Consider the following 18,578-nt stretch of genomic DNA (forward strand, 5'->3'; position numbering starts at 1 on the left):
TGGCGTGGCGGGCACATGAATGCCCGGTACCATGATCCTCACGGCCCCGTCTGCGTGCGCTGTCTTGCACGCACGCACTGCCGCAGTTCCCAGAGCCATGGCAGCACCACCAGGCCCAGCGCCGGCAGCAGGGTGAACCACCAGACGTCCGGTTCTGCAGGCTTCACTTCGAGCGACCACCGCGGGTGGACCTGCCAGCCCACCCAGGCCAGCAGGACCCACGGCGCGGCATCCAGCACGCTGTGCACATGCTGTTCCGCCGGGCTGATGCGTCGACGGCCGTCCGCGCTGACGGTATCGAGATAGCCGGCGACCGCGTGTGCGATGACCAGGCCTGCCAGAAGCGCGACCAGCGACAACGTGTTCTCCAGCAGGAGCCAGGCAAGCACGCCGCTGCCGATCAGCAGCAGCTGCACCCCATGCAGCAGGCTTTCGCGCATCGCGGAAGTGTGCGGAAGATCGGTGCGCCGGTGAAAATGGAAATCCAGCGATCCGGCAGCCAGCCACAGGGCGTAGACACAGGCGATGACAATCGCGCTCATGGCGGCACGCTCAGGGTGTCAATACGATCTTGCGGCAGTCATCGTCCTTGGCATCAAACATTGCATAGCCTTGAGCTGCATCGGCCAGGCGCATCCGGTGCGAGATGATGTCACCCGGGTGCAGCTTTCCTTCCATGATTGCGTCGAGCAGTTCCGGCATCAGTCCCTGCACGTGGGTCTGCCCCATCTTGAACGTCAGCCCCTTGTCGAACGCATCACCCAGCAGAAAACCATGGATGAAGCCAGCGTAGACACCAGGGATGCTGACCACGCCGCCGCGGCGTGCTGCCGCGATGCACTGCCTGATCGCCACGCCGCTGCTGCCCTCCAGTTTCACGGCAGTCAATGCTGACTCCAGCGCGCTGCCCTCGGCCTCGAAGCCTACCGCCTCGATGCAGGCGTCCACGCCCCGCCCACTGGTCTGGGCAAGGATGTAGTCCGCCGGGTCTTCGATCTCCTTGAAGTCGATGGGCGTCACACCGTAGGTACGGCGCGCGTAATCCAGACGGTAACGAAGATGGTCGACCATGAAGATGGTCTCTGCGCCCAGCAGGCGGCAGCAGGCCGCGCTCATCAGCCCCACCGGGCCCGCACCGAAGATGGCCACCGTCGAGCCCGCCTTCACCCCTGCGTTCAACGCAGCCTGGTAGCCGGTGGGGAGAATGTCGGACAGGAACAGCACCTGCTCATCCGCAATGCCTTCCGGAATGCGCAGCGGGCCTACATTCGCCTTCGGTACGCGCACGAATTCGGCCTGGCCCCCGGCCACGCCGCCATACAGATGGGTGTAGCCGAACAATGCGGCCGGAGGCAGCATGCCCTTCTGATTCAGTGCGGCGCCCTTGCCGGTATTGGTGGTTTCGCAAGCGGCATACTCGGCCAGGCGGCAATGGAAGCACTCTCCACAGGCGATCACGAAAGGGATCACCACACGATCGCCCGGCTGCACCTGGGTCACGCCGCTGCCGACCTCTTCCACCACGCCCATGAACTCGTGGCCGAGCACATCGCCATCGTGCAGATCCGGAATCTTGCCGCGATACAGGTGCAGGTCCGATCCACAGATGGCGGTGGCAGTTACCCTCAGGATCAGATCATCCTCGGCCGCCAGTACCGGGTCCGGTACGGTCTCGACTCGCACATCCTTGCGGCCGTGATAGGTCAATGCCTGCATCGTGCTTCTCCAGGAGCTCGGGACGCCAGCATCGCAAGGCCGCCGTCCCGCTTCGGTGACATCCCGGTGTGCACGGCGTTCATTCCACGGGGTCATGGTGTTAACCCGGCCCGGTGCAGTCTTCGGTCTTTAGCCGCAGGAGCTGCCCATGAACGACAAGCTGCCCTTCAATCCGACGACAGACGTGGACGATCAGTCGAAGGCGCACACGCCGGACAAGCGGCGCAACGATCGAGCCAAGTGGAAGGAGCACGACATGCCCGACGACGGCGATGGCCCCAAGGCCGTACCGGAAGACTACGAACGTCCTGATCCTGACCCGACCGGAAAGCGTTGAGTCCGCCTCACATTCTGGATGCGCCGGATTCACGGGTCATGGCCCGCTACCCGCGCAAGCTTCGCGCACGGCCTCTGGAACAGACTGAATGAGGTGTTGCATGTGGAAACGCAACGGTCTCTCGCTGGTGCTGCTTGTGCTCACGCTTGTGTTCATCGTTGGGCAGGCGGTTGCCGGGCATCACGTGCACAACCAGGAACTGGTCGAGTACGGACGCGCGCCGATCGATCTCTGGCACTACCTCGCGACGGGGCACTTCGTCAGCGCCACGTTCGAGAACTGGGAGAGCGAGTTCCTGCAGATGGGGATGTATGTGCTCCTGACGGTCAGCCTGCGCCAGCGCGGCTCGGCCGAATCGCGGCCGCTGGACCCTGCGCAGGAACAGAATCGCGTCGAGCCGGGGCCCACGCCGTGGCCGGTAAGGCGCGGTGGTCCATGGAAGACGCTCTACGGTCATTCGCTTGCGATCGCGTTCGGGCTGTTGTTCCTGTTCAGCTTTACGCTGCATGCAGTGGGAAGCTGGCGTGCCGAGGAGGCCGAACAGCAGTTGAAGGGATTGCCGCCGCCAGGCTTTGTGGAGCACCTCGCCAGCAGCACATTCTGGTTCGAATCCATGCAGAACTGGCAGAGCGAATTCCTGGCCGTGCTGTCCCTGGTGGTGCTGACGATTTTCCTGCGCCAGAAGGACTCGCCGCAATCCAAGCCGGTTGAGGCCCCACACGCGCAGACAGGTGATTGAGCCATGCGAGATGATCCATCGACGGCCCTGCTGATCATCGACATGTTCAGCCGATTCGACTTCCCTGGCGCTGAAAAGCTGGCGCCGGCGGCAGAGCGGGCGGCCCGGCAGATCCGGCGCCTGAGGGATCACTTCGACGAACGCGGTTGGCCGGTCATCTACGCCAATGACAATTTCTCGGATTGGAAGCGCGACTTCCGCCAGCAGGTGGAACAGTGCCGGCGCGACGGTGGCCCGGCGGGGCGAATCGCCAGCCTTCTCTCGCCATTGCCTGGTCACTACTTCGTGCTCAAGCCCAAGCACTCGGCCTTTCTGGCCAGCCCTTTGCCGATTCTGCTGGCCAAACTGGGAGTGCGCCACCTTTGCCTGTGTGGCATGACGGCCGATTCGTGTGTCCTGGCTACAGCGTTGGACGCCAACGCCAGGGAATTCCACGTGGTGTTGGCGTCGGAGGCCGTGGCGGGAATGCCAGCGCAGAAGCGGCGGGCACTGGCGCTGCTTGCTGGTTCGGGCGCAGCGCGGGTCGCGCGGATTTCTTCGCTTGTCTCTGGGCAGGAGCGGGATGGCGCTGACGGCGACTCAGGCCCGGTCGGCTAAACCCTTTACACCTGAATGACCGGCGCAGTGTGCGCAGCAGAAGATCTGGCCGTTTCCTTCAACACCATGCCCGATAACGGCGCAATCGCAGTGTGCGCAGCGCGGTGCGAATGCGTGGATCGCGCATTCGAACGAATCGAACGTGCCGCTGCGCCCGCCCTGCTGGAGGGTGAAGCTCTTGTCGTAGTTGTTGCCGCAGACATCACAGGTGGCCATGGGGCACCTCGTGCTGTGGAAGGAGCATACAGTGTGGACAGCGCGGGTGTCGGTGGCCGTGAATGCACCGTGTCGCGAGGGTGTAGGACGTTCGCGTGGTCACGCGTCGGGCGCGGCCCGTCCTATTCGTCTTTGCCGGGCTCGGCACTGCCACCCCGTGACGCGCCACCACCACAGGGAAATGCGGTCCGCAGCGCTTCGGCAACCAGTGAAGACGCATCCTGCTGCAATCGCTCGCCGGGCAACTGCCGGAGATGGGAAGACACACGGTCGACCAGCTCATGCGGAAGAATCCTGCCTTGGCCACACCACTGGCCGTGGCTGGCATCGGCAACGCCCTGGATATAGGCGCTGGCGCGAGCGCTGGACAGGTTCCGGCACTGCTCGCCGTCGCAGAACCCATCAGCGCCTTTGCCCTGCAGCAGGGTGATGAGTTCGGCTCCACTGACAAGCCAGGTGCGTGCCGCTTGCGTTGTTCCGGCGAGGGCGGATCCTGCCAGGGCGCAGAGGCCGAGTGCGAGGAGCCGACGCAAGAGGCGGCGCGCCTGGGGTTCGTGATGTCCGTTCATGTCGGAGTCCTTGGCGCGTTCCTGTGGGATGCACACAGCGTGGGTCAAAGTCGAGCTAGCTGGTTGTGGACAGATGGCTTGTAACAGACAGCGGCTGGCCCGCCAACACCCGGGCGGCATTCCCAGGCTTCGCCGCGATCGGGCGCCGAGCTATCGCGCTGCCGTCGACCCTCTGACCACGCACCGGCCCGTCATTACGAGTCGGCGTACCGGCAGCTCCGGCGTGCGCAGGCGCTCAAGCAGCAGCGACATCGCGGCCCGCCCCATCTCCTCAACCGGTTGCTCGATCACGGTGATGCCCGGCTCGACCAGCTCGGTCCAGCGTTCGTTGTCGAAGCCGGCCAGTGCCAACGCCTCTGGAATCGCCAGCCCGGCGCCGCGGGCGGCTTTCAATGCTCCCATCAACAGCAGGCTGTTGCTGGTGACCAGTGCTTCGGGGCGGGATGGCGTGGCGAGCCACTGATCGACCGTCGCGATGGCGGCTTCGGCCGTGGGTTCAACCTCACGGTAGTCCGGCTGCAACCCATGCGTGCGCATCGCAGCGAGATAACCGTCACGTCGCTCGGCCGCGGTGGTACTGGTGCTGCCGAACAATCCGCCGATACGCCGATAGCCGCGCTCGACCAGATGCTCGACCAGGCCTGCCATCGCTGCCGGATTGTCGAGTACCACGCTGTCGATCGGACCGCCGGGCGCGGCACGGTCCACCAGCACCGTCGGATAGTCCAGCGTGAGCCGCTCGAGCCGGCCCACCGTGGTCCGGGTCGGCGCGAAGATCAGGCCGCTGATGCGCTCTTCGTGCATCAATTGCAGATACAGCGCCTCCCGCTCGGGGTCCTCGTCGGTGTTGCAGAGGGTGACCCGAAGACCTTCGCGATAGGCCACCTCTTCCACGGCGCGGATCAGCGCCGTGAAGAACGGGTTGCGGATATCCGCCACGATCAAGCCGATGATGCCGGTGTGCCGGGAGCGCAGCCGTCTTGCCTGCAGGTTGGGTCGATAGCCGGTCTGGCGGATCGCCAGCTCGACCCTGCCGCGCACGTCCTCGCTGACCGGACCGCCCCCGAGCACCCGTGACACCGTGGATTTGGACACCCCCGCCACGCGTGCGACGTCGTTGATGCTGATGCTCATTGGAAACGTTCCCGGAAACGTACGCTGTTCATGGCCGGATGGCTGTTCAGGGCAATGCTAACGCCAAAGGACTATTGGATTTTTGTGCAGTGCACATTGAAATGTGCAGTGGGAACGTTCCCAATACGCCCCAGCCATCCCTCCCGGAGCCCGCTTTGTCGCCCCTGACCTCCCCTTCCCCCGTCAGCCGGGAACTGATCCGCCTGGATGCGCGGGCACAGGACAAGACCGATGCCATCGCCCAGGTGGCCCAGATGCTGGTCGCTGCCGGCTGCGTGGCGCCGGGCTACGAGGCCAGCATGGGACGCCGCGAAGCGCTGGCGAACACCTTCCTCGGCCATGGCGTGGCGATCCCGCACGGGCTCGGCGAGGACCGCCACCTGGTGCGCCGCGACGGCATTGCGGTGCTGCAGTTGCCGGAAGGCGTGGAATGGAACCCCGGCCAGGTCACCCGCCTGGTGGTTGGCATTGCCGCCCAGTCCGATACCCACATCACCCTGCTGCGCAGGCTGACCCGCCTGATCCAGGACGAGGCCGCGCTGCAGCGGTTGTTCACTACCTCCGATGCAAGCGAAATCGTCAATGCGCTGGCCAGCGACGTCGCAGTCTCTGCCACTCACGACCCAGTGGCGGACCTGGCCGAGCGTTTCGACTGGACCATTGCTTACCCCAGCGGACTGCACGCGCGCCCGGCCACGCGCTGGGCCGAGACGGCGCGGAGTTTTACGGCCCGGGCCCAGGTGCGCGCGGGTGATCAGGCGGCCGATGCCAAGAGTCTGGTGGCGCTGCTGCAGCTCGGGCTTCGCGAGGGCGATGCCGTGCGTGTTTCTGCCGAAGGCGCCGATGCCCCCGCACTGCTGGCTGCACTACGCAAGACCATGGACGGGCTGGTCGCGCAGGAAAAGGCCGATGCGGAGCGTGCAGCGCAGCGAAAGACGGCGCCGGTCGCGGGCTGGAATCCGCCCGAAGCGCAGGCAGCGATCGTCGGCATCGGCGCCAGCCCCGGGCTGGCCATCGGTCCGCTGCATGTACTGGCCAGCGCGCAGGCCGATGTTGCCGATCGCCCTGCCCCGCTTGGCGAGGGCGGCGCGCGCCTGCAGGATGCACTCAGTCGTACCCGCCAGCAGCTGGCCGCGCTGCAGGACGACACCCAGCGCCGCCTTGGCGCCTCGGATGCGGCGATCTTCAGGGCGCAGGCTGCGCTGCTTGACGACACCGACCTGATTACCCGTACCTGCCAGCTGATGGTTGAAGGTCATGGCGTCGCGTGGTCCTGGCACCAGGCCATCGAGCAGATCGCCTCCGGGCTGGCGGCGCTGGGCAATCCGGTGCTGGCCGGGCGCGCTGCCGACCTGCGCGATGTGGGTCGGCGCGTACTGGCGCAGCTTGACCCCTCTGCGGCCGGTGGCGGCCTGGCAGATCTACCGGCGCAACCGTGCATCCTGCTTGCCGCCGACCTGTCGCCCTCGGATACTGCCAACCTTGACAGCACCCGCGTGCTCGGCCTCGCCACCGCACAGGGCGGCCCCGCGTCGCACACTGCGATCCTCTCGCGCACGCTCGGCCTGCCGGCGCTGGTTGCCGGTGGCGCCGAACTGCTGGCGATCCAGGCCGGCCGCGAAGCGATCATCGACGGCAGCAGCGGGCGGCTCTACCTGTCCCCTTCCGAGGCCGATCTTGCTTCGGCACGCGCCTGGATCGCCGAGCAGCAGCAGATCCGCGCGCGCGAAGCCGCACAACGCGCGCAGCCGGCGCAGACCACCGACGGCCATCGCATCGACATCGGCGCCAACGTGAACCTGCCTGAGCAGGTGCCATTGGCGCTGGAACAGGGCGCGGAAGGTGTCGGCCTGATGCGCACCGAATTCCTGTTCCTCGAACGCGGCAGCACGCCCAGCGAGGAGGAGCAGTACGCAACCTACATGGCGATGGCCAAAGCGCTGGAAGGCCGTCCGTTGATCGTGCGTGCGCTCGATATCGGTGGCGACAAGCAGGTCGCCCACCTGGAGCTGCCGCACGAGGAGAACCCGTTCCTCGGCGTGCGCGGCGCGCGCCTGCTGCTGCGCCGCCCGGATCTGCTTGAGCCGCAGCTGCGTGCGCTGTACCGCGCAGCGAAGGAAGGGGCACGCCTGTCCATCATGTTCCCGATGATCACCTCGGTGCCTGAACTGGTCGCACTGCGTGCCATCTGCGAGCGCCTGCGCGCCGAACTCGAGGCCCCCGACGTGCCGATCGGCATCATGATCGAAGTACCGGCCGCGGCCGCCCAGAGCGATGTGCTGGCGCGCCACGCCGACTTCTTCTCGATCGGCACCAACGACCTGACCCAGTACGTGCTGGCGATCGATCGCCAGAACCCGGAGCTGGCCGCAGAGGCCGACAGCCTGCACCCGGCCGTGCTGCGCGCGATCCGCACCACGGTGGACGGCGCACGCACGCAGGGGCGCTGGGTGGGTGTCTGCGGCGGCCTGGCCGGCGATCCGTTCGGCGCGATGCTGCTGGCAGGGCTGGGCGTGGACGAACTGTCGATGACCCCGAACGACATCCCGTCCGTGAAGGCACGCCTGCGTGGCAGCGCGCTGGCCGATCTGCAAACGCTGGCTGCGACGGCGCTGGACTGCGAAACCGCCGAGCAGGTGCGCGCCCTCGACGGAGCCCGCGCATGAACGCCCGCGCCGTCACCGTTACCTTGAACCCGGCGATCGACCAGACCGTGCGGCTGGCCAGCCTGCGGCCGGGCCATGTGCACCGCGCCCGCAGCAGCCGCGACGATGCGGGTGGCAAGGGCATCAACGTGGCCGCCTGCCTGGCCGACTGGGGCGTGCCGACCGCCGCGCTGGGCGTGCTCGGTGGCGGCAACGACGGTGTGTTCGGCGCGCTCTTCTCCACGCGCGGCATCGTGGATGGTTGCCTGCGTATCCCCGGCAGCACCCGCACCAACATCAAGCTGGTTGACGAGGACAACGGCGAAACCACCGACATCAACCTGCCCGGCCTGGCCCTCGACGATACCGCTCTGGACGCAGTGTCGCGCAGGCTTGGCGCCTTGCTGCTGCCGGGCCTTCCGGTGGTGCTGTCCGGCAGCCTGCCGTCTGGACTGCCGTCCGATGCATGGGCGCGACTGCAGGCGCAGGCCGCCGCCGCCGGTGCGCGCGTGCTGCTGGACACCAGTGGCGACGCACTTGTGGCTGCATTGAGTGACACCGCCGGTGCGCTGCCCTACGCGGTCAAGCCCAACCGCCAGGAGCTGGAGGCCTGGACCGGCACCCCGCTGCCGGACCGCAGCGCCCTGCGCGTCGCTGGCCAGGCCTTGGTCGAACGTGGCGTTGCGCTCGTAGCGATCTCGATGGGCACCGACGGCGCGCTGTTCATTGATCGCAGCGGCGCGCTGGTCGCACGACCGCCGCGACTGGCCCAGGGCAGCACGGTCGGTGCGGGCGACGCGATGGTGGCCGGCATCGCTGCCGCCCTGCTGGAGCCGTCCATCGATCTGGACGGCTGCGCGCGGCTGGCGACCGCGTTCTCGATGAGCCGGCTGCAAAGCGGTGACGCACGACGGCTGGACCCGGCGCAGGTACGCGGGTGGACCGGCGATGTACTGATCGAGCGGTTGGATTGACCCCCCTGCCGGGAGCACGGCGGCGGCTTCGGGCCGACCGCAGCGCCTTCGGCAAGCACGAGCCCGAAGAATTCCAGGAGTTTCCATGCACGCTTCCAACGTAGTCATCGCCGCCGGCGAACGCAGCATCGAGGCGGTTCTTGCCGCCGAAGCGCTGCGCCGCGCCGCCCGCCAGCGCGGGCTCGAGCTGATGATCGAGATCCGCAGCGACCAGGGCGTGACCGGCGCGCTGTCTGCCTCGAACGCCGCCGCCGCGACGCACCTGCTGCTGGTGGGTGACGGTGAGGCGGACATCGCGCGCTTCGCCAATGCCGGGATCGTGCATGCGAGCCTGGGCGAGGTACTGGACGACCCGGTTGCGGCGCTCGCACCGCTCGTGGCCGCGGTGTCGGGCAACGCCGGCACGCATGCGGGCAAGCGCATCGTCGCCGTCACCTCCTGCCCCACCGGCATCGCCCACACCTTCATGGCGGCGGAGGGCCTGCAACAGGCCGCCAAGGCACTGGGCCATGCAATCCGGGTCGAAACCCAGGGCTCGGTGGGCGCGCAGGACGCGTTGAGTGACGAGGAAATCGCTGCCTCCGACCTCGTCCTGATCGCCGCAGACCGCGAAGTCGATCTGTCGCGCTTCGCCGGCAAGCGCCTGTTCAAGAGTGGCACCAAGCCGGCGATCAACGATGGCCAGAACCTGATCCGCAAGGCGCTGGCCGAGGCCGGCGTGCAGGCCGGTACCGCGACTCCGGGCCGCACGGCCGAAAAAACCAGGGCCACCGGCCCCTACAAGCATCTGATGACCGGCGTGTCGTTCATGCTGCCGTTCGTCACTGCCGGTGGCCTGCTGATCGCACTGGCGTTCGCACTCGGCGGCATCTATGCCTTCGATGACGCGCACAAGGGCACGCTGGCGTGGTCGCTGTTCCAGATCGGCGCCAAGTCCGGCTTCATGTTGATGGTGCCGGCGCTGGCCGGTTACATCGCCTACTCCATCGCCGACCGGCCCGGCATTGCGCCCGGCATGATCGGCGGACTGGTAGCAGTGAACATGGATGCTGGCTTCATCGGCGGCATCCTGGCTGGCTTCATTGCAGGTTATGGCGTGCACTGGATCAACCGTGCGCTGCGCCTGCCGCGCAGCCTGGAAGGCCTCAAGCCGGTGCTGATCCTGCCGGTGCTGGGCACGCTGCTGGTCGGCCTGTTGATGATGTACGTGATCGGCACGCCGGTCGCCGGGCTGCTGGCGTGGCTGACCGACTGGCTGCGCGGCATGCAGGGCGGCAGCGCGATCCTGCTTGGCCTGCTGCTGGGCGGAATGATGGCGGTGGACATGGGCGGGCCGGTCAACAAGGCGTCCTACGCGTTCTCTACTGCATTGATTTCCAGCCAGGTCTACACGCCGATGGCGGCGACGATGATCGGCGGCATGACGCCGCCGCTGGGTATTGCACTGGCGACATGGCTGTTCAGCAACCGCTTCACCGCCGAGGAGCGCGGCACGGCCGGTGCCGCCGGCGTGCTTGGCCTCAGTTTCGTGACCGAAGGCGCGATCCCCTACGCCGCACGTGATCCGCTGCGCACCATTCCGGCGCTGATCCTTGGTTCTGCCGTGGCAGGTGCAATCTCGATGGCCGCTGGCGTCGAGCTGAAGGTGCCGCACGGCGGCGTGTTCGTGCTGCCGATCCCGAACGCAGTCACTCACCTCGGCATCTACCTGTTGGCACTGCTGGCCGGCGTGGCTGTCACTGCGGTCGCGCTGCGCATCCTCAAGAAGCCGGTCACCACGCCGGCCTGATCCACCCCATCGCCAAGACCCTGCCACCTCCCCTGCGCACGCAGGGGCGCAGCGACCTACGCCCTGCACAAGGACCCTCGCCCATGACCCGCTCTTCCCGACACGTGTTGCCGATGGTGATCGCGCTTGCCCTGCCATCCCTGGCTGCCACCGCAGACGCGAGCGACGTCTTCACTCCCAAGCTCGCCTACACCGGCGAGGCCGCCGCCACGCTCGATGGGGGCAAGCGCAGCGGCACGGCCTATGCCGGCCAACTGATGTTCGGTGCCGACGTGGACCTGGACGCTGCGTTTGGCTGGCGAGGCGCGACGATCAAGGCCTACGGCATCAATCGTCATGGCACCAACCTCGCCAACAGCAGCACGGGCAACAGCACCTCGGTGCAGGAAATCTTCGGTGGCCAGGGCACGCGCCTGGCCAACCTGACGCTGGAGCAGAAACTGCTGGACGACCGGCTGGTGCTTGAGGCGGGACGCAGCGTCGCCAACATCCATCATCTAGGTTCGGAGTTGTGCCAGTACTTCCAGGGCAACTCGGCCTGCGGCAACCCGACCTACGTATTCCGTACCAGCAACTTCACCTGGTGGCCTGTATCGAGCTGGATGGCTGATGCCACGGCATGGGTGACGCCGGATGTCTACGTACGCGTGGGCGCGTACCAGGTCGACCCGAGCCAGGCCGAAGATGGCCAGCACGGCCTGAAATGGAGCACGAACCAGGCCACTGGCTGGATCGTGCCCTACACGATCGGCTGGCGCAGCCCCGCGTCGGCGCGCTTGAAGGCCCGCTACGAACTGGGTGGCTGGCAGGACAACTCGACCTACCGCGACCCGCTGCGCGATGCCAATGGCACGCCGGCGCTGCTCAGTGGCCAGGAGTACGCGACACGTCATGGTCGCTCCGGTGCGTTCGCCCGCTTCGAGCAGCAGCTCAGCAGCGATGGCAGCGGCCGTGGCCTGACCCTTTTCGGCGCCGCGCTCAAGGGCACCTCCGGCCAGGTGATCGAGGATCACTTCCTTCAGGCCGGGCTGGTGCAGAAAGGTACGTTCGCCAGCCGACCGCAGGACAGCATCGCCTTCGTCGTGACGCAGCAGAAGTACAGCAGCATCGCGCTGGAAAACCTGCGCCTTGCCCGTGCCGCAGCGGGCGGCAGCGGCACCCCGCACGGGAGCCAAGTGATGATGGAGCTGAGCTATGGCATCCAGGTCACCCCCCAGCTTCGGGTCGCGCCGAACCTGCACTACATCGTGCATCCGGACCAGTTCAACGAACCCGCACGCCAGCGGGACCTGCCGAATGCGTTGATCGCCGGCCTGCGGGTCGATTGGAGTCTGTAGGAGAATCCGTTTTCGTCCACGCGATTGCCGCTCAACGGCTCATCAAGTCTCGAAGTGGGCTTTCAGCCAGTCGTCGACACCCTCCAGTTTCACGCCAATGCTGGCATTGAACGTCCCGTCCAGGCTCCAGGAGACGCCCCTGCCCTGGGCGAAGGCAGCACGGTACTTCCTGATCATGCTTGATGGGTCACTGACAAGCTCCTCCATCAGCTGGGGAACGCTCCACACGATCAGCTTGAAGGGAGCACCGAACTTTTCCTCAAGGATGGCGGGCAGCTGCTCATAACGGACCGTGTCTCCCGCAAGATAGACGATCTCGTTTCGAAGGGGGGGCGAGTGGAAGACGATCTGTGCAGTCATTGCACCTATGTCCTCTGGTGTGGTCAGCGTAACCGCATTGGAGGCTGTGCCAAGTGCATTGACCTTTCTGCCGGGAAGATCGATGACGCCAAACTCCGGCTCGAAGAGGTAGCTGGTGAACATGCCGGTGGAAATGACCACCCAGTCCATTTCGGCCTGTGAGCGGAGATAGTCGCGTACATCCAGCTGGGCGTCGAAAAGATCCTGTGGCCCGCCGCGTCCGATGGCGTCAAAGTCGACCCCGAATTGCCAAGGGAAGTACCTGGTAATGCCCGACTTCACGGCGGCGCGCGCTACCTTCATGGGAGTGTCGCGGCCAGCGGCGTAGCCGGTGCAGCCGATGACCGTGTCATAACCGGAGAATAGATCAGCCAGCTCATCGACCGTGGCAGTGACCAGGTCGCCAGGAACGAGGGCCACTCCCAGCGAGCGGATCTGGTCAATGACCGTACGCTTGTCCGGTAGTGTGGATTCAATCGACGCAGGCCTCAGCATCACGCTGATGGTTGCGTCATGCACAACCGCGAGCTGGGCCAGGTTGCGGATGACGGGCATTCCGAGTTCGCCGGCACCCAGCACCAGGATTGAGCGGGAAACAATCGGGGGAGACATTGAAACCACCATCTGTGTGTACGATGGCGGCGATTCTGCGCCCCTCCCTAGTTGCCACGTAAGAAGGCACACCGATGATACCGACCGCACCGTTCATGAGCACCGATGAGCTTCTGCGACATTCACAATCGATATGCGACGGCATGAGCGCGGACGACGACGGTCTGCGCCGCGAGGTGCTCGCGCATGCCGGCAGCCGCTGGTCGCTGGGCATCATTCACGCCCTGGGGGTCTACGGAACACTGCGTCACGCCGATGTGGCGCGGCGGATGAAAGGAGTCACGCAGCGTATGCTGACGCGTACCCTGCGTCAGCTTGAAAGGGACGGACTGATCCATAGGCAGGATTTCCGTGAGGTTCCGCCGCGCGTGGAGTACACCATCACTCCGCTGGGCAGGGAGCTGCTGGTTCTTATGATCCCGATGTGGACCTGGGTAGTGGGACACGCCGAGGAAGTCCGCCGCTGCAGGGAGAATTTCGACACGCATCACGGCCCTCCCCCTGACTGACCCGGCCTGCATCCGGTGCATCCAGGCGCTCCCGCCAGCCGTATGTAGGATGCCCGCGCTGTGCGGGCATCCTATCGAGGAACGCACCGTGAACGCTCTTCAGCGCATCGCCGCCGCAGTCAGCTTCGCCGTACTCGTCTCAGCCGCTTCCGCCAGCTTCGCCGCAGATCCGGTAATGGTTGGCGGGGCCGAGATGTACCCGACCAGGACCATCGTTGAAAACGCCGTGAACTCCAGGGATCACACCACCCTGGTGGCAGCGGTCAAGGCCGCAGGCCTGGTCGAGACCCTCAATGGCGCCGGTCCCTTTACCGTCTTTGCGCCCACCAATGCGGCCTTCAACAAGCTTCCAGCAGGCACGGTCGATACACTGGTGAAGCCTGAAAACAAGGCGCAGCTCACCCGGATCCTCACCTACCACGTGGTCCCAGGACGGTTCAGTTCCGCCCAGCTCCTGGCCGATGCCAGGAAGCACGGTGGAAAAGCCACGCTGAAGACAGTGCAAGGCGAGCCGCTTACCGTGGCGCTCCACGACGGCAAGCTGTGGGTGATCGACGCCAAGGGTGGCAAAGCAGGCATCAGCATCGCCGACGTCAACCAATCCAACGGCGTCATCCACGTTGTCGATACCGTGCTGATGCCGAAGTAGTGGCGCGCCCTGCCAGACCCTGCCACTCCGGCCAGCAGCATGAAGCAGTGGACGAGGATCCGGGCGCAGGCCCGGCTCCTCCGTTCACTGAAGCGCCTGGGCCAGCGTGAGTACATCCGCCGGGAATGTCGCGTAGTCATCCAGTGGCGCGCGATGGCTGTCGCGTCGGTGGATGAGGCGCACGGCAACCACGCGCTGCTGCGGAACGATGACCAGGTGCTGGCCCAGGTAACCGTTGGCGGCGTAGGCAACGGTGGGGCCGCGTTGGATGTCGAACATGTCGGACAGCTTGAGTCCACGACCGGTGATCTCGCTGCCATAGTGCTGCGGCCAGTCCGCCCCAAGTCGCTCGGCCACGTACGCAATCAATGCACTCTTGCTGTCGAATACCCTGCCCCCGGTGGCCAGCAATGCCTGCTGGACCGGAGCGCTGACCCCATGCTGCGCCAGGAAGCCGGCCATCTGGCCTTTCAGCTCATAACGCTCCCATGCTGGAATGCGCCACCACAGAAGACCAACATCCGGGGAGCGGGCACTTGCTCCAGTCAGCAGCGCCACCGACCGCTCGCTCAGCACGCGCGTACCCGCCGGGGTCACGCCGCCATCAAGCAGCAGCTGCCCGATCTTCGCCAGATCGCGGGCACTCAGCGACAATCCGGCCATGCCCAAGGGGGTGCCCGCACCGTCCTTCAACCAGGTATATCGGGCAATGCCCAGCGGTTTGAACAGGCGCTTCTCAAGGTAGGCATCCATCGGTTCCCCTGCCAGACGCTCGACAATGCCGGGCAGCAGATTGGTAGCCTTGTTGTTGTAGGAGAACGTGGTACCTGGATCGCTGCTCAGCTCTGCCGCCAGTGCGAGCTTGACCAGGTCCGGCGCAGCTTCCAGCTCTTCCCCCGCGTTGGCCACGTTCTGCAGGCCTGAGGTATGGTCCAGCAGCATGCGTACCGTGATGTCCCTTTTCCGCCCCTGCTTCCACTCCGCGAAGATGTTGCTTACCGGCTCGTCGACCGAGGCCAGTTTTCCGTCGTCCAGCAGCAGCATGATGGCCAGCGCCACCACCGACTTGGTGGCAGACATGAGGTGAACCGGCTCCTCGCCAGTCTCTGGCTGTGGCTCCAGCAGTGCTTTTCCATCCTTCCAGACAAGCACCGCGTCGGAATGCGCGGCACGGGCGTTGCGTTCGATCGTCGCGACGGCGTCGGCCGTGGTGGTCGTGCTGGCCAGTGCAGGGAGGGCCAGCATCAAGGCCGCGAAGCCGGACAACCATCTTGCAGTTTTCATGGGCATCTCTTCCGGTGAATGCCTGTCCACATTGCCTACAGCTGTAGTCACGACCGAGTGCCTGAAGTCATGCCCGGCCACATGACAGCATCAGCACCACGCCCCCTGCATGGCCCCGTAGTCCGCCAGCGGATACGCGAAGCCGATGGCCCTTCCTGCGGACCCGCTTTCTGATGGTTCCGATCCGGCCGTTGCAGTCGCAGGAAAGGGGCAAGGCCGCCCGATTTTGTTTCGCATTGCAGCAAATGCGGCGTGCCAAGCAGCACTGCTGATCGCTCAACTGTCTGATTTCCCGGGCTTCTGGTCATCCATCATTCATTCTGATTGACAGCGTTGTCAGGTCGCGCTTACAAGAGCCCACGTCCGGCGCGTGGCGCGGGAACGTCCAGACATCACTTATGGGGAGAGAGGGACCCTATGACCGGCCATTTCAGGAAGAGCACACTCGCACAGGCAGTACTTGCCACCATCGTCACCGCCACTGCAGCGCTGCCCGTCGCAGCGCAATCAGCCAAGGAAAGCAGCTCGACCGCCACCAGCGAGGCACGGGAGGCCTCAACCCTGGACGCCGTCATCGTCACTGTCGAACGCCGGGAACAGGACCTGCAGAAATATGCAGGTACTGCCCAGGCAATTTCCGCGGACGATACGCGTGCGCTGGGCATCAACAATGAGCTGCGCAACATCCAGGCCCTGGTGCCGGGCATGAGCATGGCCAACCAGGAAGGCAACCTGGAGATCTTCATCCGCGGCGTGGGCTCTTCGAACAACACCGAACTGGGTGATCCGGGCGCCGCGCCCCACATCAACGGGGCCTACATTGCACGACCGCGCGGTCTGGGCGGCATGTTCTACGATGTCGAGCGGGTGGAAATCAACAAGGGTCCGCAGGGCACGCTGCGCGGCCGCAATGCGCTGGCCGGCACGCTGAACATCATCACCAAGCGCCCCGACCTGGAAGCGTTCGGCGGGTATGTTCAGGCCGAGGCCGGCAATCGTGACCATCGCGGTGGCGAGTTCGCACTGAACCTGCCGATCGGCGGTGGCGCGGCCTTCCGCGTGGCCGGCTACAAGGTGGAGAAGGACTCACCGTTCAAGAATGCGGGCCGCGCGCAGGACCTGGAACCGGCTGGTGTGCAGGACGACCGGGGGGCACGCCTGTCGTTCCTCTACCAGCCGGATGACAAGCTGTCGATCTTCGCCATGGCCGACATCGGCAAGGAAGGCGGCACCGGCTATCCCGGTGCCAATGTCTACACTGCCGCGAAGGCCGGTTATCTGCCGGACGATGTCGATCTGCGCAAGATCATCTACCGCGGCGCGCAGGGCAAGCTGGACAGCACCAACTGGGGGGCGCAGACCAGCATCTCCTACGACTTCGGCAAGGTAGCGGTGGAATACAACGGCAGCTACCGCAACGTGGACTACCGCCAGACCAATGCGCAGAGCGAAGGCATCCTCTGGCCGGGCCGCAACATCGATCCGGTATCGCCCAGCAACCCCGGTGGCATCGATTACGACAACTACTCCACCCAGTACTGGCTGACCGAGTCGGAGTCGCAGGTACATGAGCTGCGGTTCACGTCCGACCAGGACGAGCGGCTGCGCTGGACCACCGGCCTGTTCCACTTCAACGAGGACCAGCGGGTGGGCTACCTTTCGCTGGTGGACAAAGGGCGCTGGTATTCGGGCACTGAATTCACCATGCCGAAGGTCAATGGCAAGTCTTCCGCCGTGTTCGCCGATGGCACGTTCGACGTCAACGATCGCCTGCGCCTGAAGGGCGGCCTGCGCTACTCCGAGGAGAAGAAGTCACGTTACGGCATCGGCGGCAACTGGTCGCTGGGCCTGCCTGGCCAGGGCGGGGACTTTGCCACGCGCCTCGGCACGCCCGGCTTCGAGCCCGCGTTCATGAGTCGTCCGAACTTTGATGTCAGCAACATCACCTCGCAGGCGGAGATGGCCCGCTTCCTGCTGCAGGGCGTGCTGCGACACGGTCGCAACGACACCTTGCTGCAGCAGATCGGCGCGGTGCCCGATGGCGGCCCATTCGGTTGCGTCGACCGTCCCGACATCGGTGGCGATACCGTCGATTGCCCGTACCAGAGCTGGGCCCAGGTCAGCGCGATTCCGGCCCAGCAGTTCGGCAAGAGCAAGTTCAGCTTTACCGACTGGCGCGCAGGCTTCGAGTACGACGTGAGCGACGACAGCCTGCTGTACGGCCTGGTATCGACCGGCCACAAGGCGGGCGGCTTCAACGACACGTTTGATCCGAAGGAGATTCCCGAGACCTTCAAGCCCGAATCGATCATTGCCTACGAAATCGGCAGCAAGAACTCCTTCCAGATGCTGGGCCGCACCTCGACCTTCAACGTCAGCGGGTTCTATTACGACTACAGCGACCAGGTGTTCCAGGACCTGGCGGTAATCGCCACCAATCCGACCACCGGTGAAGCCACCGGCTATGCGCTGGTCAACCGCAACGTCGGCAAGTCCGCTGTGTACGGCCTGGAGGCGGAAAGCACCTTGCGATTCCCGCACAACTTCATGGTCAACATCAATGCGCTCTGGATGGACAGCGAGATCAAGCGAGGCACCGTCGCCGATGTCCGCAGCCAGAACTACGACGCCGGTGGTGCTACCTCGCTGATCGACCTGTCCGGCAACGAGCTGCCGCTGGCCTCGAAGCTCACCTTCAACGTACGGCTGCAGCATACGACCGAGCTGCGCTTTGGCACCTTCGACTGGCAGTTGCTGGCCTCGTACCGCTCGGCCTTCTATCTCACCCAGTACAACAACCGGGACGTAGAGTTCATCCGACAGGATCCGGCCACTGGTGAGCTGGTCCATGACCGTACCGAAAGTGCCGCTGCGGCCGGCTTCCCTGACCGCCAGAAGGGCGAGACCACCTTGAACGCGGGCATTGGCTTCACCTCACTGAGCGGCAACTGGCGGGTGGAAGCCTGGGGCAACAATCTGCTGGGCAACGACGTCTCGCAGAAGGCGCTGGTGGGTTCCGGCATCAACGTCCGCTTCCTGAACGATCCGCGCAGCTACGGCCTGCGCCTGCGTTACCAGTTCTGAGCAACGCAGCCTTGAAGGAGGGCCGGT

Annotated in this window: 18 protein-coding genes; 11 read left to right on the top strand and 7 right to left on the bottom strand. The window is 65.4% G+C overall.

Going from position 1 to position 18,578, the window contains the following annotated elements; translation table 11 throughout:
- Nucleotides 1-38: 38 nt before the first annotated feature.
- Both AC5P9N_RS02315 and AC5P9N_RS02320 read right to left on the bottom strand, forming a co-directional pair.
- Nucleotides 39-542: a hypothetical protein gene (locus tag AC5P9N_RS02315; protein WP_012480293.1), complete on the bottom strand. Its 504-nt coding sequence runs from the start codon at nucleotides 540-542 to the stop codon at nucleotides 39-41.
- 10 nt (nucleotides 543-552) lie between these two features.
- Nucleotides 553-1,716 (bottom strand): zinc-dependent alcohol dehydrogenase, encoded by a 1,164-nt coding sequence (locus AC5P9N_RS02320; protein WP_099484629.1) that lies wholly within the window; start codon nucleotides 1,714-1,716, stop codon nucleotides 553-555.
- Nucleotides 1,717-1,864: 148 nt separating this feature from the next.
- Between AC5P9N_RS02320 and AC5P9N_RS02325 the strand changes: the two genes are divergently transcribed.
- From AC5P9N_RS02325 to AC5P9N_RS02335, 3 genes are all read left to right on the top strand, one after another.
- Entirely contained in the window at nucleotides 1,865-2,053 is a 189-nt protein-coding gene (locus AC5P9N_RS02325; RefSeq protein WP_005409707.1) for a hypothetical protein, read from the top strand.
- A gap of 100 nt (nucleotides 2,054-2,153) precedes the next feature.
- Nucleotides 2,154-2,792: a DUF6766 family protein gene (locus AC5P9N_RS02330; protein WP_087802649.1), complete on the top strand. Its 639-nt coding sequence runs from the start codon at nucleotides 2,154-2,156 to the stop codon at nucleotides 2,790-2,792.
- A gap of 3 nt (nucleotides 2,793-2,795) precedes the next feature.
- Nucleotides 2,796-3,389: a cysteine hydrolase family protein gene (locus AC5P9N_RS02335; RefSeq protein ID WP_099484630.1), complete on the top strand. Its 594-nt coding sequence runs from the start codon at nucleotides 2,796-2,798 to the stop codon at nucleotides 3,387-3,389.
- Here AC5P9N_RS02335 and AC5P9N_RS02340 read toward each other — a convergent pair.
- The 3 genes from AC5P9N_RS02340 to AC5P9N_RS02350 all read right to left on the bottom strand — a co-directional run bounded on the left by AC5P9N_RS02340 (nucleotide 3,372) and on the right by AC5P9N_RS02350 (nucleotide 5,308).
- Entirely contained in the window at nucleotides 3,372-3,605 is a 234-nt protein-coding gene (locus AC5P9N_RS02340; RefSeq protein ID WP_076738418.1) for a metallothionein, read from the bottom strand. The two genes, AC5P9N_RS02335 and AC5P9N_RS02340, sit on opposite strands and share 18 nt — an antisense overlap.
- Nucleotides 3,606-3,727: 122 nt before the next feature.
- On the bottom strand, nucleotides 3,728-4,174 hold the full coding sequence (locus AC5P9N_RS02345; protein ID WP_224119208.1) for a Rap1a/Tai family immunity protein: 447 nt from the start codon (nucleotides 4,172-4,174) through the stop codon (nucleotides 3,728-3,730).
- Between the two features lie 150 nt (nucleotides 4,175-4,324).
- Nucleotides 4,325-5,308, bottom strand: a complete 984-nt coding sequence (locus AC5P9N_RS02350) for a LacI family DNA-binding transcriptional regulator (RefSeq protein WP_005413481.1) — start codon at nucleotides 5,306-5,308, stop codon at nucleotides 4,325-4,327.
- Between the two features lie 155 nt (nucleotides 5,309-5,463).
- On the opposite strand from AC5P9N_RS02350, the gene ptsP reads away from it, so the two are divergent.
- The 4 genes from ptsP (at nucleotide 5,464) to AC5P9N_RS02370 (ending at nucleotide 12,053) form a co-directional block, all read left to right on the top strand.
- Nucleotides 5,464-7,974: a phosphoenolpyruvate--protein phosphotransferase gene (ptsP, locus tag AC5P9N_RS02355; RefSeq protein ID WP_162792514.1), complete on the top strand. Its 2,511-nt coding sequence runs from the start codon at nucleotides 5,464-5,466 to the stop codon at nucleotides 7,972-7,974.
- Nucleotides 7,971-8,927: a 1-phosphofructokinase family hexose kinase gene (locus AC5P9N_RS02360; protein WP_099484631.1), complete on the top strand. Its 957-nt coding sequence runs from the start codon at nucleotides 7,971-7,973 to the stop codon at nucleotides 8,925-8,927. Before ptsP ends, AC5P9N_RS02360 begins: the two co-directional genes overlap by 4 nt.
- Nucleotides 8,928-9,012: 85 nt before the next feature.
- Nucleotides 9,013-10,716: a PTS fructose transporter subunit IIC gene (locus AC5P9N_RS02365; protein ID WP_060380055.1), complete on the top strand. Its 1,704-nt coding sequence runs from the start codon at nucleotides 9,013-9,015 to the stop codon at nucleotides 10,714-10,716.
- 83 nt (nucleotides 10,717-10,799) lie between these two features.
- Nucleotides 10,800-12,053 carry a carbohydrate porin gene (locus tag AC5P9N_RS02370; RefSeq protein ID WP_060380056.1) on the top strand — a complete coding sequence of 418 codons (1,254 nt, stop codon included), beginning with the start codon at nucleotides 10,800-10,802 and terminating at the stop codon, nucleotides 12,051-12,053.
- A gap of 42 nt (nucleotides 12,054-12,095) precedes the next feature.
- Here AC5P9N_RS02370 and AC5P9N_RS02375 read toward each other — a convergent pair whose 3' ends face one another.
- Nucleotides 12,096-13,025 (bottom strand): aromatic alcohol reductase, encoded by a 930-nt coding sequence (locus AC5P9N_RS02375; RefSeq protein ID WP_099484632.1) that lies wholly within the window; start codon nucleotides 13,023-13,025, stop codon nucleotides 12,096-12,098.
- A 95-nt stretch (nucleotides 13,026-13,120) separates the two neighbouring features.
- Between AC5P9N_RS02375 and AC5P9N_RS02380 the strand changes: the two genes are divergently transcribed.
- Together AC5P9N_RS02380 and AC5P9N_RS02385 are read left to right on the top strand one after the other, a co-directional pair.
- Entirely contained in the window at nucleotides 13,121-13,534 is a 414-nt protein-coding gene (locus AC5P9N_RS02380) for a winged helix-turn-helix transcriptional regulator (RefSeq protein WP_180863295.1), read from the top strand.
- 49 nt (nucleotides 13,535-13,583) lie between these two features.
- Entirely contained in the window at nucleotides 13,584-14,183 is a 600-nt protein-coding gene (locus AC5P9N_RS02385; protein ID WP_012480305.1) for a fasciclin domain-containing protein, read from the top strand.
- An 84-nt stretch (nucleotides 14,184-14,267) separates the two neighbouring features.
- Here the strand turns inward: AC5P9N_RS02385 and AC5P9N_RS02390 are convergent, their stop codons facing one another.
- On the bottom strand, nucleotides 14,268-15,428 hold the full coding sequence (locus tag AC5P9N_RS02390; RefSeq protein ID WP_099484634.1) for a serine hydrolase domain-containing protein: 1,161 nt from the start codon (nucleotides 15,426-15,428) through the stop codon (nucleotides 14,268-14,270).
- 184 nt (nucleotides 15,429-15,612) lie between these two features.
- Between AC5P9N_RS02390 and AC5P9N_RS02395 the strand changes: the two genes are divergently transcribed.
- Nucleotides 15,613-15,795 (top strand): hypothetical protein, encoded by a 183-nt coding sequence (locus tag AC5P9N_RS02395; RefSeq protein WP_140416078.1) that lies wholly within the window; start codon nucleotides 15,613-15,615, stop codon nucleotides 15,793-15,795.
- Between the two features lie 89 nt (nucleotides 15,796-15,884).
- A complete protein-coding gene (locus AC5P9N_RS02400; protein ID WP_099484635.1) occupies nucleotides 15,885-18,551 on the top strand; it encodes a TonB-dependent receptor in 2,667 nt (888 codons plus the stop codon).
- The last annotated feature ends 27 nt before the right edge of the window (nucleotides 18,552-18,578 follow it).

This window comes from Stenotrophomonas sp. YJH_SMC_6 (assembly GCF_059371335.1).